19 protein-coding genes are annotated in these 25,073 nt (G+C 43.7%); 2 read left to right on the plus strand and 17 right to left on the minus strand.

Features of this window, described 5'->3' with window-relative positions:
• Positions 1 to 19: 19 nt before the first annotated feature.
• From GPK88_RS18090 to GPK88_RS18100, 3 genes are all read right to left on the minus strand, one after another.
• Positions 20 to 865, minus strand: coding sequence for a carbohydrate ABC transporter permease (locus GPK88_RS18090; protein ID WP_044961860.1), 846 nt, complete (start codon positions 863 to 865; stop codon positions 20 to 22).
• Positions 865 to 1,818, minus strand: coding sequence for a carbohydrate ABC transporter permease (locus tag GPK88_RS18095; RefSeq protein ID WP_215708107.1), 954 nt, complete (start codon positions 1,816 to 1,818; stop codon positions 865 to 867). The genes GPK88_RS18090 and GPK88_RS18095 overlap by 1 nt, the downstream gene beginning before the upstream one ends.
• Before the next feature lie 72 nt (positions 1,819 to 1,890).
• The gene (locus GPK88_RS18100; protein WP_015526173.1) at positions 1,891 to 3,258 is read right to left on the minus strand and encodes an ABC transporter substrate-binding protein; all 1,368 of its coding nucleotides are present in this window, start codon (positions 3,256 to 3,258) and stop codon (positions 1,891 to 1,893) included.
• Positions 3,259 to 3,431: 173 nt separating this feature from the next.
• On the opposite strand from GPK88_RS18100, the gene GPK88_RS18105 reads away from it, so the two are divergent.
• Positions 3,432 to 4,172 carry an AraC family transcriptional regulator gene (locus GPK88_RS18105; protein ID WP_118061871.1) on the plus strand — a complete coding sequence of 247 codons (741 nt, stop codon included), beginning with the start codon at positions 3,432 to 3,434 and terminating at the stop codon, positions 4,170 to 4,172.
• Between the two features lie 137 nt (positions 4,173 to 4,309).
• Here the strand turns inward: GPK88_RS18105 and GPK88_RS18110 are convergent, their stop codons facing one another.
• The 6 genes from GPK88_RS18110 to GPK88_RS18135 all read right to left on the minus strand — a co-directional run bounded on the left by GPK88_RS18110 (position 4,310) and on the right by GPK88_RS18135 (position 14,491).
• Complete coding sequence (locus tag GPK88_RS18110; RefSeq protein ID WP_215708108.1) at positions 4,310 to 7,009, minus strand: GH36-type glycosyl hydrolase domain-containing protein; 2,700 nt, start codon at positions 7,007 to 7,009, stop codon at positions 4,310 to 4,312.
• A 96-nt stretch (positions 7,010 to 7,105) separates the two neighbouring features.
• Entirely contained in the window at positions 7,106 to 9,520 is a 2,415-nt protein-coding gene (locus tag GPK88_RS18115) for a glycoside hydrolase family 94 protein (protein ID WP_015526176.1), read from the minus strand.
• Positions 9,521 to 9,665: 145 nt separating this feature from the next.
• A complete protein-coding gene (locus GPK88_RS18120) occupies positions 9,666 to 11,018 on the minus strand; it encodes a vWA domain-containing protein (protein WP_173741321.1) in 1,353 nt (450 codons plus the stop codon).
• A complete protein-coding gene (locus GPK88_RS18125) occupies positions 11,015 to 12,025 on the minus strand; it encodes a leucine-rich repeat protein (protein ID WP_215708109.1) in 1,011 nt (336 codons plus the stop codon). Before GPK88_RS18125 ends, GPK88_RS18120 begins: the two co-directional genes overlap by 4 nt.
• A gap of 302 nt (positions 12,026 to 12,327) precedes the next feature.
• Positions 12,328 to 12,720 carry a VOC family protein gene (locus GPK88_RS18130; protein WP_119239387.1) on the minus strand — a complete coding sequence of 131 codons (393 nt, stop codon included), beginning with the start codon at positions 12,718 to 12,720 and terminating at the stop codon, positions 12,328 to 12,330.
• A 154-nt stretch (positions 12,721 to 12,874) separates the two neighbouring features.
• Entirely contained in the window at positions 12,875 to 14,491 is a 1,617-nt protein-coding gene (locus tag GPK88_RS18135) for a mannitol dehydrogenase family protein (protein ID WP_215708110.1), read from the minus strand.
• Between the two features lie 247 nt (positions 14,492 to 14,738).
• Between GPK88_RS18135 and GPK88_RS18140 the strand changes: the two genes are divergently transcribed.
• Entirely contained in the window at positions 14,739 to 15,872 is a 1,134-nt protein-coding gene (locus GPK88_RS18140) for an ROK family protein (protein WP_215708111.1), read from the plus strand.
• 111 nt (positions 15,873 to 15,983) lie between these two features.
• On the opposite strand, the gene udk is transcribed toward GPK88_RS18140, so the two are convergent.
• From udk to GPK88_RS18180, 8 genes are all read right to left on the minus strand, one after another.
• Positions 15,984 to 16,604, minus strand: a complete 621-nt coding sequence (gene udk / locus GPK88_RS18145; protein WP_021976352.1) for a uridine kinase — start codon at positions 16,602 to 16,604, stop codon at positions 15,984 to 15,986.
• Between the two features lie 175 nt (positions 16,605 to 16,779).
• Complete coding sequence (locus GPK88_RS18150) at positions 16,780 to 17,679, minus strand: methylenetetrahydrofolate reductase (RefSeq protein WP_330626729.1); 900 nt, start codon at positions 17,677 to 17,679, stop codon at positions 16,780 to 16,782.
• A 63-nt stretch (positions 17,680 to 17,742) separates the two neighbouring features.
• Positions 17,743 to 18,363, minus strand: coding sequence for a methylenetetrahydrofolate reductase C-terminal domain-containing protein (locus GPK88_RS18155; protein ID WP_215708112.1), 621 nt, complete (start codon positions 18,361 to 18,363; stop codon positions 17,743 to 17,745).
• A 1-nt stretch (position 18,364) separates the two neighbouring features.
• The gene (rsxC, locus tag GPK88_RS18160) at positions 18,365 to 20,329 is read right to left on the minus strand and encodes an electron transport complex subunit RsxC (protein ID WP_118168771.1); all 1,965 of its coding nucleotides are present in this window, start codon (positions 20,327 to 20,329) and stop codon (positions 18,365 to 18,367) included.
• A gap of 420 nt (positions 20,330 to 20,749) precedes the next feature.
• The gene (locus tag GPK88_RS18165; protein WP_118752731.1) at positions 20,750 to 21,274 is read right to left on the minus strand and encodes a hypothetical protein; all 525 of its coding nucleotides are present in this window, start codon (positions 21,272 to 21,274) and stop codon (positions 20,750 to 20,752) included.
• 113 nt (positions 21,275 to 21,387) lie between these two features.
• Positions 21,388 to 22,014 carry a response regulator transcription factor gene (locus GPK88_RS18170; RefSeq protein ID WP_178704724.1) on the minus strand — a complete coding sequence of 209 codons (627 nt, stop codon included), beginning with the start codon at positions 22,012 to 22,014 and terminating at the stop codon, positions 21,388 to 21,390.
• Positions 21,962 to 23,305: a sensor histidine kinase gene (locus tag GPK88_RS18175; protein ID WP_252197814.1), complete on the minus strand. Its 1,344-nt coding sequence runs from the start codon at positions 23,303 to 23,305 to the stop codon at positions 21,962 to 21,964. The genes GPK88_RS18170 and GPK88_RS18175 overlap by 53 nt, the downstream gene beginning before the upstream one ends.
• On the minus strand, positions 23,302 to 24,870 hold the full coding sequence (locus GPK88_RS18180; protein ID WP_252197815.1) for a histidine kinase N-terminal 7TM domain-containing protein: 1,569 nt from the start codon (positions 24,868 to 24,870) through the stop codon (positions 23,302 to 23,304). Before GPK88_RS18180 ends, GPK88_RS18175 begins: the two co-directional genes overlap by 4 nt.
• Positions 24,871 to 25,073 lie beyond the last annotated feature (203 nt).

The following is a 25,073-nucleotide window of genomic DNA, read 5'->3' on the forward strand; positions in this document are numbered from 1 at the left end:
TCTTACCTGCTACCTTTTGTTATTCTTTTACGCCTCCAAGTGTCACTCCTGCGATGATAAACTTGGAAAGAAGGAGATATACGATAATAATCGGCACAATGGCAACCGTGATCATCATGTAAATCTTACCCATATCAAAATTCATATAATCTGCTCCACGAAGTGTTGCAATCAGGATTGGAACAGTCATCTTGCTTTTAGACTGGATAACCAGAGCAGGAACGAAATAATTGTTCCAGGAGCCTACAAATGTAAAAATCGCCTGTACAGCGATTGCTGGCTTCATGATTGGCAGGACAATACTGTTGAAAGTACGGAACTCTCCGGAGCCGTCAATTCTGGCTGCTTCTACCAGTGACATCGGCAGTGAGGACTGCAGATAGCTGTACATAAAATAGAATACGGCCGGTGACGCAACAGACGGAATGATCAACGGAAGCAGGGAATCATATAATCCCATCTTTGTGATCAGACGAAGGAAGCCCATTGCAGTTACCTGTGTCGGCATGACGAGGATCGCCATGATAAATGTAAACGCTACATTCCTTGCCTTGAAATCATAGGCATAAAGACCATATGCTGTCAGTGAGGAAAAATATGTACATAATACTGCACTGCATCCGGACACGATAATACTGTTAAGAATTCCCCTGAACATCGGAAAGCTTCCGTCATTTGCAACATTCATCAGGTTTTTCCAGAAATATTTTCCAGGAAGAGCAGAAAATCCCTTCTGAAGCTCTGCATGAGAATGAGACGCATTCACGATCAGTACATAAAAGAAAAAGAGACACATAAAGGAAAGAATAATAAGTACCACATGTGCCACGATACTTCTGATCCTGCTGGCTGTCTTATCTTTCATCATTTTGTTTTTCTCCTTTCTGCTCTTGCTCTCTTTTTCGCTGCTTTCTTAGATCCGTCCGGATCATTGTCGTTAGTCATACGATATACAAAGAAGCAGAGGATTCCACTGATAATAAACAGGTATACAGACAATGCTCCGGCCATACCATAATTCTTGCTCTTCAGATGGCTGTTCAGGAACATAATCAGTGTCATGGATGTTCTGTCCGGATTACCCTGTCCGTTTGTGAGAATCTGCGGTACATCAAACATCTGAAGGCCACCGATGATGGAAGTGATCAGAGTATAGGAAAGAATCGGACGAATCAGTGGAAGCGTAATATAGAAGAAACGCTGAATGCTGTTGCATCCGTCCAGATCCGATGCTTCAAAAACATCCATACTGATTCCCATTACTGCTGCCATCAGCATGATGGTCGTGTTTCCGAACCACATCAGGAAATTCATGAAACCTACCAATGATCTTGTTCCCAGAACAGAGCCCAGAAAATCAATCGGTTCCTTTATCCAGCCCAGTGAACACAAAATGGAGTTTACAGGTCCGTTTGTGGAAAACATGGTAAAAAACAGAAGTGCAAATGCTGATGCCATGATCAGGTTCGGCAGATAAATTACAACCTTAAAAAACTGCTTGCCATGAAGCTTCAGCCTGGCATCAGTAAACCAGCATGCAAGCACCAGTGCAACAACGATCTGCGGAACAAATCCGATCACCCAAAGGATCAGTGTATTCAGTCCGTATTTCAGCATGTCAGAATGCAGAAGACTGACATAATTGGCAAGTCCTATAAAATTAGGACCAATCTGCTTGATTCCAGAACGGAAATATTCAAAAAAGCTGTATCTCACTGTATCAAACAGCGGAATCAGCGAAAAGATAAAATAGATCACAAAAAACGGAAGAATAAATATGTATCCCCATTTTCCGTAATTAACGCTCTTTTTCTTCATAATGCTCTTCCTTTCCAGCAAACTGCAGGATCCAAAGATCCTGCAGCATTAACAATTATCCTCATGTGGTATTTATTCCGGCCACTGGATCTCTGTGATCTCCGGATAACGCTCCTGAATAGCTGTCTCAAAGTTGGCTTTTGCTTTGTCAAAGTCTACTTTACCCTGGAAGTAATCACTGAAAGCGTTCTGGATCAGCTCTACACAACCCTGGTCATATGCGGAAAGCGGTGCGATCTTGATATTCTCTGCAACCGGTGCAAAATACTCAAACGGGTTCTGTCCACCAAGGAAATCAGATGCGAAATCTGCATTTGTAGCTGCATCTTTCATACCGGATTTTGTATTTGTAAAATCAGAGTATTCTTTGGAAATCTTAAGAAGATTATCCTGATTTCCCGTCATTGCCAGGATAATATCTTTGACATGTTCCGGATTATCTGTTCCTGTTGCAGCCTGAATGTAAGAGCCACCCCAGTTGTATTCCTGCGGAGGATTTGTAACAGCCCAGTCACCTTCTGCTCCATCCCAGTTTGGTTTCAGAGTAAAGTCGATACCCCATGCCGGGAAGAGGAATGCGAATACCTTGGACTCAGAACTCATTGCCTTGTTCCAGTCATCGTTCCACTGACCTTTTACAGTTTTGTTAAGATAACCTGCATCCAGCCACTCTTTGGAATCTTTTACCCAGTCCATGATCTTTGAATCTACTTTGATCACAGAATCACCGGACTCTACCCACGGATTCTCAATGCTGTTTCCATATAAACGAAAAGTGTCTGCATAAGAAGCAAATGTATAATATCCTTTTTCTTTCAGCTGAGCTGCTGTTTCTTTAGCTGTATCCCAGTCTTTCATCTTCTCGCCAACTTCTTTCGGGTCATCAGTACCGAAAACATCTTTCGCAATGTCACGACGATATACAAGGACACCCGGGCAGCACTGCCATGTGGCGCCTCTCTGTACTCCATCCGCATCAGAAGCTGTTGTTTTCGTGAAATCATACTGATCTGCAAGATCCTTGTCCGGATCAATGCCAAGATCAGTAAGAGGCATTGCAACATCTGCATCTTTGTCTGTATATTTGAATACATAATCTGTCTCAGAAAGGAACATGTCTACCTTATCATCTGCACTTGCATCAGCCTGGTTGAGAAGTGCCTCATCCAGTTTCTGCTGATATACGCCATCCTGGTTCGGATTTACGATCCAGTGGATCTCTGTACCATCTTTCAGTTTTGTAACTGTACCATCTTTGGAAGTGGACTCTACTTCCGGATAAATAGCTTCCAGTCTCTGACGGAACTCATCATTCCAGGAATAAATATTGATCACTTTTCCCTCATCCGATCCTTTTGCAGATACACAGCTTACATTTGCTGCCATCATTCCACAAACCATTGCTGCTGCAAGGATCATAGATACCGCTCTTTTTTTCATAGTATAAATCCTCCTTTTTCTGTAGCATCCCCGATGCTTTACCTTTGATGATGAAAATATACCATTTTTTTATCTGCGATTATATTATTAATCTTAACAAAATGTCAGATTCATGTCATAATATAAAAAACCAACACATTCCTTAAACATCAACATATAAGGAGGATATCAATATGTCCATTTCCCAAGACTGGATTACTAATGAGCTGAAAGATACAGAACCGGAAGCTCTTCATCGCTCTCCCTCTGTGGAATATTCTTTTTACAATGCCGTAAGAGCCGGTGATATGGAAACTGTAAACAAAAACTGCGAGGAAGACTCTTTTCTTCATCTGAAGGGAACCGGTATCCTCTCCAAAAATCCTCTGACCAACCTGAAGTATCATTTCGTTGTCACTACTGCCATGCTCACCCGTTACTGTATTGACGGTGGACTGGAGCCTGAACAGGCATATCGTCTCAGCGATTTTTACATTCTGAAAATGGATTCCTGCACCACTGTACGCCAGATTGCAGATCTGCATCATATTATGGCCAGAGATTTTACCGGAAAAATGATCCTCCAGAAAAAAAGCTCTATTCTTTCCAGACCGGTCATGCAATGCGTGGACTATATTTACGGTCACATTAAGGAGCGTATCACCATTCAGGATCTGTCAGAACATACCGGACTCTCTCCCAGTTATCTGTCCAGAGTATTCAAACAGAATCTTGGAGTATCCATAAGTGATTACATCCGCGAGAAAAAAATCGAAAAAGCCACTCACCTGCTCCGATACTCTGATAAAGCAGTCGTTGATATCGCCAATTATCTGAATTTCTCTTCACAGAGTCATTTTATCCAGATCTTTGAAAACTTCACCGGCCTTACCCCAAAGAAGTACCGTGACAAATATTACAAATCCATGTGGTAAACATCCTTATTATTATGGCTGATATTTTTTATCAGCATCAAAAACGACATCCCGCAGCTTTTTACAACTGTGGGATGCCGTTTTCCTATTGATACTTCTGTTTCTGTAATTTAACAATTATGTATAACCGATTTCGGTTACATCAGTTCCACTTTGATCCTGTGTGTTTCTTTTACAGAAAGCTTTTCGAGCAGTTCCCGATCTATACGTACACAGGTACTCTGTTTGTTTTTCATTTCCTTTTCATCGCACCATACTGTTTTTATTTTATATTCTGAAGGAAGTTTTTTCTCCGGATTGCAGATACAGATCTCCAGCTTTCTTCCGGCAAATTCCATAGTAAGAGATGCCTGTCCATTCTCATTATACTGCTCCGGCATCAGTGCCGGCGCGATCACCAGATCTCCAAGATCTCCTCTGACGCCAAATACCTCTGTGATCATAGTCAGCATATACCAGCTTGCAGCACCGGTAAGATATGCATACAATCCTCTTCCCTGATTATCAAAATATTCCGGAATTCCAGGATACATCCTGCTGTTCTCAAAATCCATGGCAGCGTCCAGAAGCGTTTCCAGAACCTTATGTCCTTCTTTTGCATAGCCGTTTTTATACAGTGCATTGCCATACATAACAGCCATATGGGAAAATACCGCTCCGTTTTCCTTTTCTCCATAAGCAAACCCGAACATTCTTCCCAGATCAAATTTTTCTTCATGGAAATTGGTATTCAGGCGATATCCTCCTGCCTGACGGTCAAAAAGATATTTATCCGCACTTTTACAGATAGACTCAATCTGATCTTTCTGTGCAGTTTTACTCATGATCGCAAATACCTGACTGGTAAGCATCATACGTACCTGGCTGTTCTCTGCCCTTTCCACAGGACGTTTATGATCATCATAATATCCGTTGAACCAGCCGTTTTCTCCGTCTTTTACCCATTCTCTTCTGCGGATGTTTTCCATCATCCAATCTGCCTTTTCATCCAGATTCCGGCTAAGCTGGTCCAGACGGATCACAATAGTATTTCCGCTGATATCATGTGCACATTTTTCTGTGTACTGTCTCAGAAGCTGCTGCTTTTTCTCCGGGCTTTCATAAAGCTCACGGTCTCCGGTAAACAAGATTTCCATTTCTTCCGCAACTTCAATCCTGTCAAACATTTCCTTTTCCTGAAGTTTTCTCAGATATTCTGCGATGTTCTTCATATTTCCAGCATATGCACAGGTAAATGCTACACTCTCACCATTTTCCCATGCCATATCCATGGCATCGTTCCAGTCTGCCCCGTGAAGTTTCATCTCGTTGTGCTCTCCTACATCATAAAAAGCACAGAGATTTTCCAGCAAAATGTGTTCCAGAACCGTTCCGTAATAAATCTCACCGGATTCTGTTTTCTGATTTTCTCCATAGGCACTGCTCCATTTTTCATCATGCGCAGTTCCTCTTTTTGTCTGAAGATCCTTGAAATATGGAATCTTCTCAAAAAGGACATTCATATCCCCGGTCTGATCCATATAAAGCTGCGTTGTCACAAATGGCCAGAAAGCATGATCCATCCACACGCGGGCAATGTTGTTGCGGTCTGCGATAAATTCACCCTGTCTGTTTCCGATGATCGTGGCATTGGTTCCATCGATGCGTACTCCACCGTAATTATCGACGATCATCTGACGTACAACAGAAGGCTCCATGATCAGAAGTGCCAGACAGTCCTGCCAGAGATCACGCCAGCCTCTTCCACCTTTTCCATAATCATGATATGGGAGGAATGAACAACCGTAAATTCTTCTTAATATCGGCTGGAAACAGATCCATTTCAGATAATTATCTCTGTCCTCATCACCTGTCTCAAAAGAAACATTCACTTTTTCTGTCCAGTGTTTTTTTACATGTTCAAATTCTCTTGCAACCTGTTTTTCAGTTCTGTAAAACCGTGCAGTCTCCTCCGGCAGCTGATTTCTTTCAGATATTCCCGCTGTCACAACATATACAGCTGTTTCATGTGGTCTCAGAACCCTGGATGCAAAACGAATACCACCGACAGCTTCCTTTCCTTCAATTTCTGTTCCTGCCGGAACACCTTTTTTCTCTTCTCTGACCACCTCCGGAATCAGGAAAGAACCGCCTTCTCCGATAAACATTTCCACATCAGGATAAAAGCTTTCCGGTTCCGTTCCCTCGCCTTCAGATCCATATACAAAATATGCAGTATTATTCTTCTGATGACCTCTTTCATCAAAAGAAAGCACCGGTTTTACTTCAACACCGTACTCCGTTGTTCTTATCCTGTGCAAAAGGGAAGTCACATGCCTGTGATCTCTGAGATTGTCTGCACTTCTTCCATATACAGGTATTACAGCAACCGGTGTGATTTCCTGTTCTTCCTCTTCAATATTGGTAATCTTTACAAGATGGACCTCCGCATCACCTTTCACTGTCACAAAAGACAAAATCTCTGACTGAAGTCCGTATTTCTCAGAAGTTCTGTGCAGCTTCTGCCACATAAATCCGGCTTCCAGGCTGCTTTTATCCTGTTTATCAGTATATTTCTGAAATTCCTGTTCTGCCGAAACTCCGCATGCTGACCAGTAACCTTTTCCTTTTATCTTGCACCAGAAATTTCTGGTGTTTCGATTATTATGAAGATTCTCAATGCTTACCGGTTCCAGCAGAAAATGATTCTGATCCAGTTTGCTGTCTCCTCCCAGAGAAGGGGTGATCGCGGATTTCAATCCGTTTTCTCCGGCCAGAGGTATATATAAACCGCTGTAATTCTCCGGATTTTCTATGGAAAAGCTTCCATTTTTATCCTGAAATTTTATATATTTCATTCTGTGATCTCCTTCCTGCCAAAATAAAACGGTATTTATATTCCATTTTACTTTGTATTCATAAATGTGATCTCCTCGCAATTTATATCCATTATGTCATGACATATAGAATTCAATTTCTGTCTCACCGGTAAGTTTCTCCTGCGGAATATAATTACCCGGAAGCTCTTCTCCATTTACATAGAGTTTTTTACATCCGGCTTCCACATGTCCCGGATTCTTCACAGTGATATGGAGATGACATCCACGGAAATCCTTGCTTATCTCAAACTTCTCCCATTCTTTTGGAATCGATGGTGCTATACGTAAGCCATAGAAATCCGGACGCATGCCAAGAATTCCTTCTACACATCCTACCATCACAGTAGATGCTGTTCCTGTCAGCCAGTGCACATGAGATCGTCCGAAATTCGGGCTTGCTTTTCCTTCTGTAAACTGTCCATAGCAGTATGGCTCCAGCTGTCTGATCTCAGCCCTGTCATTCTGCGCTGCCGGAGCATTCTCCAGGAAATAATTAAATGCACGCTCACCATGTCCGCAAAGTGCTTCTGCCAGAATGAGCCATCCCTGTGACTGTGAAAAGATTCCCGCATTTTCCTTTGTTCCTGCATTGTAGATAACCGCAAGTGCTCCGTCGAAAGCATTTGCATGATATGGAGGATCCATAAGGATTGCACCGTATTCTGTATTCAATCTTTCATAAACCATTTGAAGAGCCAGATCTGCCTGCCGCTCTGTTGCAAGGCCGCTGATCACAGCCCAGCTCTGTGGATTCAGCCACATATTTGCCTCCGGGTCAGTTCTCTTTCCGATAACCTCTCCTCGCTCCGTAAAACCACGGATAAAACGATCTTCATTCCAACAGAGTTCCTGGATCAATTTTCCAAGCTGCTCTTGTTTTTCTTCCAGGTATTTTATATATTTTTCATCTTTTTTGTACTTTGCAAACTCTTTCAGGATAGTCATTGCATAATAGAACTGTAATGCAACGAAAGTAGATTCCCCATCCTTTCCAAGTCTCAGACAATCATTCCAGTCTGCATAAAGTCCGGCCGGCATTCCATGTCTGCCAAGATGGTTCATGGAGAAGTCAATAGCTCTTTTCAGATGCTCGTATACAGTTCCTTCATCCTTGTTTGCAAACGGGATCACTTCATCGATGAATGCAAAATTTCCTGTCTCTGAAATATATTTGTATACAGTAGGGAACAGCCAGAGTGCATCATCTGCACGGTATGCCGGATGACCAGTTTCCTGTACATAGGACGCATCATCCGGTGTATCCTCATGTCCCGGATTATGTGTGAATTTCACAAGTGGAAGACCGCCGCCGTTATCTACCTGTGCTGACAGCATGAAACGGATCTTATCCAGTGCCATTTGGGGTGCAAGATGGATCACACCCTGGATATCCTGTACAGTATCACGGTATCCATATCCGTTACGAAGTCCGCAATAAGTAAAAGATGCTGCACGTGACCAGATAAATGTCATAAAACAGTTATATGCGTTCCATGTATTGATCATGGTATCGAATTCCGGACTTGGTGTTCTGATCTGAAAATGTGCAAGCTGTCCGTGCCAGTAACTGATCAGTTCTTCAAGCTCCACCGCGCATGTTTTTTCACAGTCTGCATAATGTGCTATAATCTCCGCTGCTTCATTATCCTCCTTCATTCCTGCCAAAAAAGCCATTTCCCGACTTTCTCCCGGTTCCAGAGTAATTACAGCTGAAAGAGCTCCACAGCTGTTTTCATTATAATTTCCCTCATTACATAATACACCGGCTTCAACCCCTGCCGGATTGTTGTATCCGTGATATCTTCCAAGGAATTTTTCCCTGTCACCACACCAGGAAGAAACCTTCTCTCCAGCCAGGCCGAAGAATCGGTTGAACACGTTCTTGTTATCAACCTCTTCCCCATCCTTAAGGCCGTCCAGATTCGCATGGATCATCTGACGTACACGATCTCCACAGAATACTGTTCTTGTAATATACTGGGAATACTGCAGATTCACCTGATCCTGTTCATAATTGCTGTTATTTGTAAACTCTGCATATCCAGTCACACTGATCTCACGTTTTCTGTCTGAGCAGTTGGTAACTTTCAGATTCCATACCTCGTAGGACTGCCCAAGCGGTACATAGTATCTCACCTCTGAATGTATCTCGCTGTAATCTGCCATCATTTTAGTATAGGCTGTGCCATGATGACATTCACTTTTATACTCACTGAGATCTTTGCCAACCGGCTGCCAGGATGCTGACCAATAATCTTTTGTGTCATTATCCCTGAGATAAATATATCTTCCCGGCTGATCAAACTGATTAAAAATATATCTCAGGATTCTGCCGTTCGCCCCGGATTTTGCAAAGCTGTATCCCCCTGCATTATTGGAAACGATTGCTCCGTATTCCGGCGATCCCAAATAATTCACCCACGGAGCAGGTGTGTCCGGCCTGGTAATTACATATTCCTTTTTTTCTTCATCAAAATACCCATATCTCATGCCATACAATCTCCTGTTCTGTATATTTTCCGTAACATTGTCTGTTGTTACCTATTTTCTACACTATAACTGATATGCAGATAGCAATATACAAAATAAAAGATTAAAATATCAGATTCATGACATAAGATATGGATATAATTCTTTACAATTCTTCCTCCGTGATCACCAGCTTCATGGCCCAGGCCGGGATATCCACATCCTCAGGCTCCTGCTCCATAAATACAAATGCTGTCCGGTATGGAGGCATCTTTGCCGGAAAAATACCGTAACCGTCTGTAAAATACACCAGGCCCTTAAGATTTTCAAACTCACGTTTTTCCATCAGCTCTTCCACATAAGCAAAAGCCGGACGGAAATCTGTACCTCCATCACCGTAAAGTTCCAGGCTGTCCATGTAATCCTGCAGTTCTTCTCTGCTGGTGATCTTCACATCCGAATGCACCTTCTCATCACACTGGATAATGTGTATATTTACCTTCTGGAAAAAATTCCCGCTGTCGCTTAAGATCCCATAGGTTTCCTCCAGAAATCTCTGTACCAGTTCTCCTGAACAGGACATGGAGGTATCGATCACAATGACAAATTCCGAAACTTTTTTCACTTCTCTGGTTTCCAGGGGTTCGATCAGCGGCATATTCCCGTAAAGGGAAAGCCCGTAGGTATAAAAATTATAATCAAAGCTGTCCGGATCTACAGTCAGTTCTTCCCGAAATACTGCAAACTTCCGCAGAAATTCCCGATAATCATATCGTTCCCGGTTCTCTATTTTCAGCTGGTCCAGAAAATCTCCGTCCTGCTCTCCTGACTCTCTGGAAAAAGTCCCAAGGTCTGTTTCGATCCCATCGCTGATATCTCCCCATTTTTTGCTCATCAGGGGATTGGGTTTCCGGTCGGGCTGTTGGTTTGCCCAGTATTTATGGTCGTCCACGTAGAACTCTTTTTCAAGCTGTGCCAGTTCTTTTTCTTTCAGAAATTCTTCTTTCAGAATCTTGTAGATTCTCTCTGCATTCAGCGTCTTCTTTTCCTTTTCCAGAAGACGGTAGGTTTCCCTCCGGAGAAGACTTCTGGAATATCGGACTGAGCGGTGGTAGATCCCGTCGATCATATGCTCCACTGCAATATCGCAGCTTAAATTCCACAAACGCTTCTCTATTCCCGGCTTCCCAAAGTGCCGGAAAATGCAGTGAAATACCATATGGAGATATCCTCGATTCACAAGAATCCTGTTTTCTTTATAAAGCCCGCCAAGCTGTGCCGGATGGAAATACATCACAGCCCCGTCTGTTCCAAACGGACTGACCGAACCATCCATCTGATAAATAAAGCTGCTCAGCGCCACATCCAGAAAACGCATGCCAAGATACAGCTCGTCTCTTGCCGCCCGGAGGATGCTGCTGCCGATGTCCTGGAGACGCTGGGCCGCCTCCTGGGGATTGGATCCCTGACCGGGCAGGAAGTTATTTTTATTTTTTTCAGTTGTTTCTATATCACTCATAACTGAAACTTCTTTCTCCTTTTAACAGGGCACCTCTCATTTTCTGTCTCCCCGGCAACCTTCTGCTCTTCCTTCAGCATCCGGCTGCGTTCATTCATCAGAAATGCGGAAATCTCCATATCCTTCTTCCCGGACACCACATCAATACTATGTTCCAGGCCCTCTCTGTTCCAGAGCTTTTCCCGTGAAAGCAGCTCCAGACCATTTAAGTTTCCGCTTTCCACCAGGTATTCCCCGATATCCTTAAGATTTCCCCGGATATAATCCTCATACTGCTTCTTCGCCTTTTCGCTCAGCTGCCACGGATAACGAAGCCGCCCAAAGCTCATATCAACCAGAACCTCCAGCTTATCCATTACCACTGCCATATCAAACAGGCTGTCATACTCTGCGAAATCCAGTTCTTTATTATAGAAGCATTGCCGGTAATTGGTCCCTGAACCATGATACTCCGTAAACAAAATTCTCGCAGGCGTGTTCTCCACCGCCTCATCATAATGCTCCGGAAAAACCATATGCGCACGTTTTCCACCTGCCTCGCCGTTTTCATACAGAAAATCCACATCGATCTTCTGCCACAGTTCCCCAAGGATTTCCTTTGCACAGGATTTGATTCCCTTTTTCTGATGGATCACAAGCTCCTTCAGCCCGCTGCATCCCGTAAACGCCCCGGTTCCCACCTGCATCAGCGTATCCGAAAATTCCAGCCGTTCCAGTTTTTTGCACCCATAAAAAATATATCTTCCAATTTCCTTCAGTGTATCGGGAAAAACGATCTCCTGCACTTCCTCTCCGGCAAGAAGTCGTTCCTCTCCGAACGAAAATGCTTCTTCGCTCTCCCAGGTTTCTGCATCTTCTTCTCCATCCTTGTGTGCGGAAAACGCATACGGCGCCGCACTGACTACCGGAAGGCCATTGATCTCTTCCGGCAGCACCACCCGGCTGTCTGTTCCGTAACAACGGATAATTTCTATTGTATTCTTTTTGACTCTGTAATGTATTTTCATAATTCTCCATCATACCAAGAAACAGATATCCGAAATCCATTTCCCGTTTTTATTCTTCAGGAATCATCTCATCTACTGCTGATCCCGATCTTCTATAGCACATCTGCATCTCATTGTAGTCTCATTATCCATTTCATGCAAGAAATTTTCCCTCGGCCCCAAATTCTGTCTAATACAGAAAACAGCCCGCCGGATACACGATGATCTTTGATCATCTTATATCTGACAGGCTGTATGCAACACAAAACGAACCTCTGTATTGTACTCTGTTTCACACTCATGAACACAATTTTATTTACTTCTTATAGGTACTGGCTAAACTCCACTTTCTCCTTATTCGGTCCCTCAATAGTAAAAAACTTCACACCATTCTCCCAGAACGGCAGGAAATGGACTTCATCATTGGTAGTATTCAGTCCGGCTGCTGTCACCAGCTCGTGGACTTTCTCCACATCCTTCACATCAATGGCAACATGATCGATGGCACCGGATTCCATTTTTGCTGCTTTGTTCTCGTAAGTCTCGATCACAAGATTTCCCAGTTTCAGAAAAGCAACCTTCTCATTGGCAGCTTCGTTTACGGTCTGAAAAGCAATCTCAAATCCCAGTGCTTCATAAAATTTAATGGTTGTCTCAATGTCATTGGTCGGCACACCTACGTGCTGAACTCCGTTCATCTGATCTTTTAAATTCATTTCAAAACCCCATCCTTTCATAAATCCGGTGTTCGCATCCCGCTTTACTGCATGCTCAGAAATGCGATCACTCTGCAATTCTGCGTTCTACCTGTGCAAGCTCTGGATTTCTCTTTATTCAATACCTACATAAGCTATTTTCGTAACCCTGGTTTTATTTTACATATTTATGAATGGTTGCCTTCACAGCTCCAGGTCCTGCGATCATCTCGCGGAACATGTCCTCGATCTTTTCACCCACACCATCTTTGTAAAGATCTGTAAAGAACAGTCTCTCATTGGAAAGGATCGGCTTCAGCTGATCCTTGAAGGTCTCAGGTTTTCCGATCACGATATCTCCAAGCTGCTCTGTGATCTCCTCATTCATCGGGTCTGGTGCAAGCTCAAATTTGTTTCCTTCATCATCTACAGCCAGCATGTATCTCAGCCATCCTGCGATTCCAAGCGGGATTGCTGTCAGCCTGGAAGCATCTCCAAATTTCTTCACATATGCTTTTACAGTCTCACCGAAACGGATACCTACCATCTGGGACACATCTACAGCCAGACGAAGGTTTGTATCTCCAAGATACTCATTCGGGAAACGGTCATTGAAAAGCTCATCCACAAATGCCTGCGGGGAAAGGATTCCAGGATCTGCAACTACCGGAAGTCCCTCGTCATAAGCAACCATACGGGCCATTTTCATCATATCTTCGTTGGTGTTCAGCATGTGTGCAAAGAGATCATATCCAAGTACCACACCAAGAGGGCCGGTTGCGGAATGTACAGGATTCAGGCAAACGGTTACTTTCATTCTCTCGGAGAGATTGACGGTATTTCTGTCCGCCATATATACGCCGAAGCCTTTTTCCAGAGCAGGGCGTCCGTTAGGGAAGCTGTCCTCGATAACAAGATACTGTGGCTTCTCAGCATTGACAAATGGTGCAATGTATGTTTTCTTTCCTGTGATCACCGGCTGCATATCTTCAACGCCAAGGTTCTCAAGGTCTGCTGCGATCTGCTCACTTGGACGAGGTGTGATCTTGTCGATCATGGTCCACGGGAATGCAACCACCTTCTCATCCGTTACATAATCTACAAAGCCATCATCTACAAAACCTGCTTTATGCCATTCCTCTGTCATAGTCAGCACGGACTCACGAAGCTTGGCGCCGTTCTGTGAGCAGTTATCCATAGATACCAGAGCGATCGGATATTTCCCTGCTTTATATCTCTCATTCAGCATAGCCACAAGAACTGCCATTGCTCCCGTTGCCTTATCCGGTCCGTTTTTAATATCTGCTTCCACAAACGGGAACCATGTTCCGTCTGCTTTCTGGAGTGCATAGCCCTTCTCTGTGATCGTGAAAGAAACCAGCTGCAGAGATTTAGCCGCAAAAATTTCTTTCAGGCGGTTCCATTGTTCAGCATCAGAAGACTGTGCTTTCACTGCTTCTGCAAGTGCCCCGAGAACTTTGTACTCACGGGTTCCATCACCGTGAAGGATGACATTTAAGCCAAGGTTGTCATATGGCGCGTAAATTTTATCCACTACGTCATAATCAAAAGTCTCTACACATGTGATACCTCTGTCAAGAACTCCCTCTTCCAGAAGACCATCTGCAATACCGCCGATAAATACACGGAAGATATTTCCGATTCCGAAATGTACCCAGCCTGGCTCTTTTTTCGCTTTCTCAGTCACAGCCTCTACATCGTATCCCGGAAGATCGATGCCTGCTTTCTTCCATGCTTCACGTTCCTTGATTCCATTTCTTGTTAATTTCATAATCTTGAACCTCCCTGTTTTCTTATATTTCGTTATTATTTATGTCTTTCACTTATGCTTATGTCTTAACTGTAAGTAGAGTATAAAACTATTTTTTTAAAAAATCCATTGACAAAACACCTAATTTTCCTCTTATATTTTTGTTTACTTTTACTCAGGCGCTCCTGCATTGCATTTCCCGCAGATTTATACTAAAATACATTTAAGACTTAAACATATCTATAATTACTTTTATCAGGAGAATCTCATGAGTGAAAAAGGATTAACCACCATCAATTTAAAGAAAATAAACCGCTCCAAGGTTTACCAATATATATACCAAACACACCAGACTTCCAAAATGCAGATCGTCCAGGATCTTCAGATGGGGCTTTCCACCGTAAGCCAAAATCTGAACCTACTGGAAAAAGAAGGGCTTATTGACAGAAACGGATATTTTGATTCCACAGGCGGAAGGAAGGCACAGGCCATCCAGATTGCCTCGGATTTTCGGATTTCCATTGGCATCGGGATTCTGAAAAACATGTTCCATATCACAGCCATAGACTTATATGGAAATGCTTTTTATACAGAAACCATTGCTCTTCCCTATTCCAACACAGAAGAGTATTACAGACAGCTGACCGATAAAGTACGGGAATTCATCGCAGAGAATCACTATCCAGAAGAAAAGATCCTGGGTATTTCCATTGCCACACAGGGGATCACTTCTCCGGATAATTCCACTGTGATCTATGGAAACATCATGAACAATACCGGCATGAAGCTGGAGGATTTTTCCCGGCATCTTCCTTACCCCTGCCATCTGGAACACGATTCCAAATCCGCCGCTTTTCTGGAGCTGTGGAATCACCCGGAGCTCGACAGTGCTGTCGTGTTCCTTCTGAACCGAAACCTGGGCGGTGCCATTATCACCAATCATCAGATCCATCAGGGAAGCTCCATGCACAGCGGAACCCTTGAGCATATATGCGTGAACCCGGATGGCCCTTTATGCTACTGCGGAAACCGTGGCTGTCTGGAGACCTACTGCTCTGCCAATGCTCTGGAACAGTCTGCGGGGATGCCTGTGAAGGAATTTTTCCCGCTGCTCCGCGAAAAAAAATCTCCCCGGCTTACTGAGCACTGGGAAGATTACCTGAACCATCTGGCATTTGCCATGAAAAACCTGAACCTGATCATCGATGCGCCGATCATCATCAGCGGATATCTGGCACCTTATTTTACGGAAGAAGACATCTCTTATCTGCTGGAACACATCAACACAGGCGCACCCTTTACCCTGGATAAAGATCAGATTCTGGTCGGTACCCACGGACAGTATACACCTGCCATTGGTGCAGCTTTATATTATGTGGAAAAATTTATACAGAGCGTGTGAATACAGGCAGCTTCACCTGAACCGCTCAAAAAAGCATGTCATACACAGCCAGACGGATATAACTTGATCCGCTCTGTCCTAAAGTATGACATGCTTTTTTTATTTTACTTATTATTTTTTCAGTTCTTTCAGCAGCTGCCCGATCTTTGACACAAACAGATCAAAGGCCACATTATTCTTACCGCTGTTGATCACAATATCTGCTTTCGCCCTTGTAGGCTCCACATACAGATAATGCATCGGTTTTACTGTGGTAAGATACTGATCGATAATTCCGTTTAAATCCCGTCCACGTTCCTCCACATCTCTGGATATCCGTCTTAAGATCCTCTCATCTGCATCTGCTTCCACATAAACCTTGATATCCAGAAGATCTCGGATACGGGGATCTGCAAGAAGCAGGATTCCCTCTACCAGAATGACCGGTCTTGGTTCGATCTTCAGCACTTTGTCGGAGCGGTTGTGCTGACTGTAATCGTATACCGGACATTGGATGGTTTTGCCCTCCTTGAGTTCTTTGAGATGCTCTACCAGAAGATCGGTTTCCAGTGAATCCGGGTGATCGTAATTCACCTTCACACGTTCTTCAAAGGGAATTCCGTCCTGTCTGCGGTAGTAATTATCATGATAGATCACCACCACATCGTCTCCGAAATGCTTCTTCAGTCTGTTTGTAAATGTAGATTTGCCGGAACCTGATCCTCCGGCGATCCCGATAATAATACTTTCCATCGTCTCTTTACCTCTTAATCTAGAATTCTTCCGCTGTGGATCACGCAGGCTTCCCGAAGAGTTTTTCCGTATAGAGAAGCTTTTTCTTACACAAAAGCTGCCCGGTCGGTGTGCATCTCCTGCATCCGGTTCCGGACAGCTTTTCTGGTTATTTTTTATAAAGCAATCGTTCTGATCAGATCTCAGCCTGCTCCAGAAGTGCCGGGATCTTGGACTCCCATCCAAGTGCCATGATATGTACACCCTGGCAGTATGGCTTACACTCTTTGATGATACGTGCAGCGATCTCAACACCTGTGATACCAGCTTTTGTCTTCTCTTTGTCAGCTTTCAGCTCCTCGATCATCTCATCCGGAACATGAATGCCGGCAACGTTGTTGTTCATGAACTTAGCCATTCCAGCAGACTTCGGAATGATGATACCAACCTGTACCGGTTTTCCGAACTGTTTCGCTTTTTCCATGAATTTGATGAATTTCTCCGGCTCAAATACAGCCTGTGTCTGGAAGTAGTCTGCACCTGCGGCAACTTTTCTTTCCATCTTTGCAAGCTGAGCGTCAACGGAATCGCTGCATGGAGATACAACGGCACCTTTGGAGAATTTCGGAGGCTCGCCAACGAGCTGGTTTCCACCAAGGTCTACACCGGACTCAAGAAGCTGTACTGTATGAAGAAGAGATACAGAATCAAGGTCAAATACCGGTTTTGCCTGCGGATGGTCGCCCATCTTTGTGTGGTCACCTGTGAGGCAGAGGATATTCTCGATACCAAGCATAGCTGCACTTAAAAGATCAGACTCCAGTGCGATACGGTTTCTATCACGGCATGCCAGCTGGAAGATCGGGTCCATTCCTGCATCTTTGAGGACTTTACACATTGCAAGAGATCCAAGACGCATTACTGAAGACTGGTTATCTGTTACATTAACTGCATGAACACCTTTCAGGTAAGTTTTGGCTTCTTCTACCAGCTCATCTACATGGATCCCTTTTGGCGGTCCTACTTCAGCAGAAACTACAAATTCACCACGGTCGAATAATTCTTTCATTTTCATATTATACTTTGCTCCAATCATTATAAATTTGGGGTATTGGCCGCCATGTTCCAGGCGGACAATATCATAATTTCATCAAGCTTCTTATTTCACTTCATCATCTGTAGCGAAATTATGGATCTGTGTCGGGCATTTCAGTGCGTCAAGGCGTCCGATCTCTTTCAGACGTCTGTAGATGCGCTCCCATCCACACTCCATGTCGCTGTCCACTTCGCATTTACCATTCTTGGAACCGCCGCACTGGCCGTTTACAAGACTCTTGGAACATGCTGTGATCGGGCAGATTCCGCCGGTAAGGTTCAAATAACACTCACCGCACTGGTCACATTTATATTCTAACGGTGTTACACCCTGGAAACCAGGTACCGGGTATGTATCGCAGGCTGCACATACCATCTTGTCTTCCAGATATTCTGCGATGGTCTGAACACCAACGCCGCAGGAGAATACCAGAACCAGGTCAGCTTCCTGGATCTTGCTCATGTGTTTCTGGAGACGTAACTGCATATTTTCCGGATTACAGATATAATCCGTTGTCATGATTCCTGTCACATTTCCTTCAGCGGAAAGCTCCTTCTGAAGTTCAACAGCTTCTTTTTCCGGAAAACGAACTTCCTTGCATCCATGGCAGTTGATGATAAAAACTTTCTTTCCGGCTGCCAGTGATACGATAGTTTCTTTTGCTTTTAACTGGGTAATCAACATATCACTTCATCCCCCTTACTGCATTTTTTCCGGCTTTGATACTGTTAATGATCGGAATCTTGGAAGAACAGATATACTGACAGCATCTGCACTCAACACAGTCCATGACATTCATGTCTTTCATGCCCTGCCAGTTCTCTTCTTTCGCATATTTAACGAAATACAGAGGAGAAAGTTCCATCGGACATACATCCACGCAGCGTCCGCACTTGATACATGGCTGCTCTTTGGTCTCGTCTGTATCAATGGCGATGATACCGTTGGAGCCCTTCATCATAGGTACATCCAGAGTGTTCAGAGGGAATCCCATCATAGGTCCGCCCATCTTGACCAGAACATCGTCATCTGTAAATCCGCCGCAGTAATCGATCAGCTCTTTTACGCTAGTACCGATCTTGATGATAAAGTTGCCAGGATTCTTGATCTTCTCGCCTGTTATTGTTGTAACACGCTCGATCAGAGGCATACCCTTCTGGATTGCATCGGAGATTGCTTTTACGGTACTGATATTATCTACGATAACGCCAACATCTGCCGGGAGACCGCCGCTTGGAACTTTTCTGCCCATAACGCGCTTGATGAGAGTCTTCTCAGCGCCCTGCGGGTATTTGGTTCTTGCGACAAATACTTCCATGTTTCCGATATTGGCAACTTTTTCCTGCATTAATTCGATGGCATCCTGCTTGTTATCCTCAATGACAATGATACCCTTCTCGGCACCTGTTGTCTTCAGGATCGCTTTCAGACCAAAAATAATGTCATCTGCAAACTCAAGGAGAACCTTGTGGTCTGCTGTTAAATATGGCTCACATTCGCATCCATTGAGTAGAATGGTATCAACTGGTTTGGCTGGTTTCAGTTTGACACAGGTCGGGAAGCCTGCACCACCCATACCAACGATTCCTGCTTCTTTTACAATCTCAATGATCTCATCCGGAGTCAGATTATCAAGGTCACCATGTGGCTGTACGGATTCGTGCAGAGTATTTTTTCCATCCGATTCAATGACAACAGCCATGACTTCACTGCCTCTTGTGCCATGCATACGTGGCTCAACGGCAACTACGGTTCCGCTTACGCTGGAGTGTACCGGTGCGCTGATAAATCCGGCAGCTTCGCCGATCTTCTGTCCGACTTTTACAGTGTCGCCTACCTCTACGATCGGGTTGGCAGGTGCACCAAGATGCTGGGACATGGAGATCACTACAGTCTTCGGATCCGGGAATTTCTTCAGTGCGATATGCTCGCTGAATTCCTTGTGCTCTGACGGATGAACGCCGCCATAGTATCCGTTCAGTCTGTCTTCTCTGATAGACTTCACGTAATCGTTGATCACCTTGAAGTTAACCTTGGAGTAATCACGTACCTGTACCGGCTGGTTCAGGAACTCTTCCAGACGGCCCTGTTTTGCCAGTCTCTGGTAGATCTTTTCCCATGCACAGTCTTTATTCGGGTCTACTTCACATTTACCGTTCTTTGCTCCGCCGCACTGTCCATTGACAAGACTCTTTGAACAGTCGACGATAGGACAGACGCCTCCGGTAATGTTCAGATAGCACTGTGCACATGCATCGCAGCTCTTCTTGGTAAGTGCCATGCCGTGATGTCCTCTGTAGTTAAGGGTATTACTTGCTGCGATCACCGGCTTACCGGCCAGATCTGCAACAGTCTGGATACCAAGACCACAGGAGATCACAACTACATTCTCTGTACCTTCCGGCAGCAGATCCTGTAATTTTCTTTCTGTGTGCATCTTGTTGCACAGAAAATCGAATTTCGCACTGCCTGTGACGGTTTTTCCCTGCTCCGCAGCAAATTTCAGGAATTCCTCGCAATCCGGTTCGTCAACGGTCTCAAATTCCTTAAAACACTTGTTACAGGCGATTACGAACAGATTGTCCCTGCCGTTCAGCACTGATGCAAGCTCATCACTGCTTTTCAGCTTGTACTTAGTATAGTTTTCCAATTGCTCACCTTCCTTATAAAGATTATATCCTTATGATTATCTGCTCTTATCCGTTCCCTCCTTCTCTGCACTCCCAGGAAAGAAACAATAAAACCAAATAAATAAGTTCTATGTTATTTGTTCAGCCCTTCGAAAATCCCGGTTCCTAAAAAAGGCCGCAATATTTCCTCTGACTGCTACAATAAATGTACCATAATTTGAACATATTATCCAGTTTTATTAGCTATTTTTATAAATTTATTCTATGATTTCATCCCAATCGTCTATGGGTGTACGGATATTTGTACAACTTCTGTTATGCTGCATACGTTAGTTATATGCAACTTATATAATTTTGTTTATAAAATATCCTTTTTATACATTGAGCATATTGCACAAGGATTTTACCTTTAACAGGACAGATCCGAAAGGTGTCTTTTATCATGGAGTAAGACGCTGTCCGCAATATTCACAGGTGCTCAGACGACCTTTTATTACCTGATTCTTTGCACCGCAGCTGGGGCAGGTAACTGTAATATAGATCTTCTCATTTACGCGTCTGTTCGGTGCAGTGATCATAATATAATTTCCTTCTCTGTCTATCTGGATATTCCGGATATATCCCCCGGCAATAAATTTTTCCAGCTTTTTCACTGCACCTTTTCCCAGTTCCTGCTCAAGCTTTTCAAATGAGACGGTATTCTGAGCATAGGATTCAAACCAGCAGGCAATTTCTCCGGCTTTTTTCTTCTTTAATGTTTTTTGTATCTCCCGGAAGGTCGGATACAGAAACAGCAATCCAAGTATGATCTCTGTTGCTGCCATTCCCCAGCGCCCTTCACGGATATACTTCTCCGATGCGCCAATAGCTCCCAGGGAAAAAAGTATAAAAAAGCCACAAAGAACCCATTTCAGTTTCCCCAGTATTCCTGTTTTTTTATTTTTTTCTGTCAAAAAATCGCTCATGTCTGTTTCCTCTTTCTTCTATTATTCAAAATTTTATGATGTATTTATGAATGCTCCGTCAGCTCACGCCAAATTTCCTCTATCTGAATATGTTTCTGCATTCTGTGGATCTTCTATTTCAGTGTGGTTACGATCAGTTTACTTTCCAGTGCAGCTGCTATCAGATCCTCTTTGCAGCTGTATCCCGCCTTGGCGATCATTTCCTGAAAATTCCATCTCACTCCTGAAGCAGAGCAGTCCATTTTTCTTGCGATCTCGGAATATGACATCCCGTGAATGTACAGACGCAGCATCTCCAGCTGTCTGGGACTGATATCACCGCTTGTGATCCAGTTAAGTTCCACCCTCGGTGACACATCCGGAAATACATGCTCCCCATTTAACGTTCTGTAGATCACACTCCGTATTTCCTCTTCACCGTGATCCTTATACCAGAGACTGTCTGCGCATCCGCTCTTTGCCCTTTCCAGCACCTTGGGATCGATCAGCGAAGTAACGACCAATACCTTTGTATATGGATATTTTTCCCTGATGATCTTTCCAGCACTTAGCCCATCATGATTATGAAATGTCTGCACATCCATAAGTACAAGATCAATTGCCGAGTAAGAGCAGATCTTTACAGCTTCACAGGCATCCGAAACTGTCTGGACATGTCGGAATTCCGGTTCCCGCATAATAATACTTTCAAAATACTTCTGCATGATCCTCTGATCTTCTACTATCAGTATCCGTACCATAGACTCCCATCCTTTCTGCCAGCGGCATTTTTAACACCAGACAAAACTCCGGTGAAAAAGAAACCTGCATAATACATTTCTCTGACTCCGCTGCTTTTCTCAGTGCTGACAGACCACCACCTTCTTCTGCATTTTTTTCAGGTGCATCTCCATCATTCGTTATCCGGATGCTGTATTCATTTGCACCTTTGTCTATCTTCACCAGAACCGTACTGCCATGGGCGTGTCTGGCACAATTTGTCACACATTCACGGATCGCTCTGTCTGTCAGCAGCCTGTAGGAGGGATGCTGAGGCAAATTTCCGCTGATCTGAACACAAATTCCAAGCTCTTCTGCATGCCTGATCGTATCCGCGCATAATTCTTCCATATTCTCAACAGAAGAATCTGTAAGAATATAGACCAGATGCTTTAATGCAGATAACTGTTTATCCATTTTATCCTGAGTTTCTTTTCTTTCCAATATCCTGCGTATTGACAGAAGGCTTCGGCCAAAATTGTCATGAACCTGCATTTTCATGGCAAGTGTCTCCTGCTCTCTTATTTTATCTCCGATTTTTTCATACATTTCCTCCAGCTTATGATTCAGGATTTCCAGCTTTTCATTATTTGCTCTGATCTTTTCACCATTGTAATAAATTTCTGATACATTAACTGCCACTGTCTGCAGATATCCTGCACAATCCGGCTCCTGCAGACGATATTCCTGAAACATCCAGACGGAAGCATCCGGAAAATAAAATACATTACTGTCGCTGCTTAATCTGCGAAGTCCCTTTGCTTCGGATACTCCATCTATTACTTTCCGCAATACCTCATAATCCTGCAGATAGGAGCCTGTCATTATCCTGCTCAGTTCCTGCATCTTGGTATTGCACAAAACGATTCTTCCAAGAGGATCCGAAAAACACACCCCGCAGGGAACATCATCAACAGCTTCATTCACGGACCAGTAAGACAAAGAATGTTGATATCTGCGTCTCTCTCTACAGATTGCCCGGCAAAGATAAAGCAACAATACCACCATCGCTGCCATCAAAACACTGACCGGACACCCCCGGAGCATTAGCTGATATGCACTTTCATCCTGGCAATATCTGTGATCATTCATCAGAAAGCCCATAAGCATAAAAGAAACTGCAAAAACAGTCACTGCTGTTATAATTTTCTTTTTCCCGTAAAAACAGGTTATCCTTATCAACAGAAGGATCAATTCCAGAATCAGGCAGATTTCAAGAAGGATCATCAGAAAATCCTGCATTGCCATACTGCATTCCGCAAAATCAGTCATCTTCCGCCTCTCTTTCTGAATACGATACATCCGATAAACCATTCGTTTTCATCTTCCTGCTGCACATCTAATTCCGGTCTTTCTGACATTAATCCCCGCAGATCTTCTTCTGCTACAATATGAACTGAAATACGCAGAGCATCATCGATCTGCGACACACGATAAAAAACAGACTGCATTGTATCAAATAATCGTTCCACAAGCCATTCAAAGGTATCATAGCATTTCAGTATATCATCTGCATTCAGCTGTACTTCCCCATTTTCGACATAATAAGCCGCCCGGATCTTGCATAATTTTAAGCTGTCACAGGATTCCGCAAGACTCTGTCTGAGATCCTCCATTGTAAGCAGATTTCCGTCTGATGCATATTGTGTCAATACCAGATTTTTTCTTCTCTTTAAATATGTACCAACAGCCACGATCTTTCCCAGGATCCGGTCATAGTGTTCCCTTGACTCCGTTCTTTCCAACTCATCCATCAGCTGTGACAGCAATTCCAGCTGCCCGGCTGTCTGATTCTGTATCATGTTCAGAAGCCGGTTCTGTTCTTCCGTTTTTCTTCGCTCAGCCTCTTTCTGATAGGTTTTCTGCAGCAGACGATTTCTGGCAGTCAACTCCTCCTGCTGTTCCCGGATATCCTGATACTGATCCAAAAGTACTGAAATATCTTCCGACCAGAACAAATGCCCTCCTCTTATAGGAATATGGTTGATCCGGATTCCCTGTTCCTGTACAGCTGATCTGTTTATTACAATTTTACGCAGTTCCGGTGACAGCTCCGGAAAATCACCGGAATGATAATAACACTGAAAAGAATCATCCGTAATCTCTGCATCCAGTCCTCCGGAGGTCTGGAATAATTCAAAATATCGATTATTTGTCTGTATCAGGCCGCATAATATACACCCCTGATAAATTGCCGCCATTAAAAGGCAGCATACTGCTGTCATATCCCCGGCAATTGTTTTGATCAGAGGCAGGCGGAGTAAATTCCCGATATTCCATCCCAGAAGCAATATTCCCGGAATAACCGGCAGCCAGAATTGTTTCCTTCCCGGGATCCTGCTTTTTCTGATCAGCATAATTTCCATCCATATCAGACAAAATATGATCCATCCCTGGATCACTATAAAAAGAATACCATAGCTGTAATCTCTGTCCGAAAACGGAGGCCGCCCGGAAAACCGAAACACCAGCTGATGCAGGTCATTTGTAAAAACACAGACGATCATAACCACCGCAAAAGCCAGCAACGCAATGATTTTTCTGCCTGTTTTCTCGCCGTCCTTTTCACCCAGAAACATTGCTGCTGCCAGTCCAAGGACCGGTATCAGGATCATCGGAATATAATACAGATACCAGCAGATATGTTCTCCAAGCGGATCATAAAAAATATGGAATTTTACTGTCCGCACAAAGAACCAGAATACCATCAGACAGCCAATTGCAGTCAGACATCTGCGCGTTTTTCTATGCACTACATGCTTTTCCAGATAGATCACCCAGGCACAATACATTCCCAGATAAATACAGTTACGACACTGATCTGCGAGATTTCTCATAAAAACATTTTCCGGTCTTCCCAGCCTGCAGAAATACGCCAGAAATACACTTATCAGGATTCCTCCATACGACAGTGCCCTTTTTTTATTGTATGTCATGAAAATTCCTCTCTCATTAATACACCTCTGTGATAAGTATACTATAAAACTCTATTTTATTATATAGTTTTCAGAGAAATCATCCATTCTCAACCCCTGTTATC

It is taken from the genome of Blautia sp. MCC269 (assembly GCF_018785655.1).
In the GTDB taxonomy this organism is placed as follows: domain Bacteria; phylum Bacillota; class Clostridia; order Lachnospirales; family Lachnospiraceae; genus Blautia_A.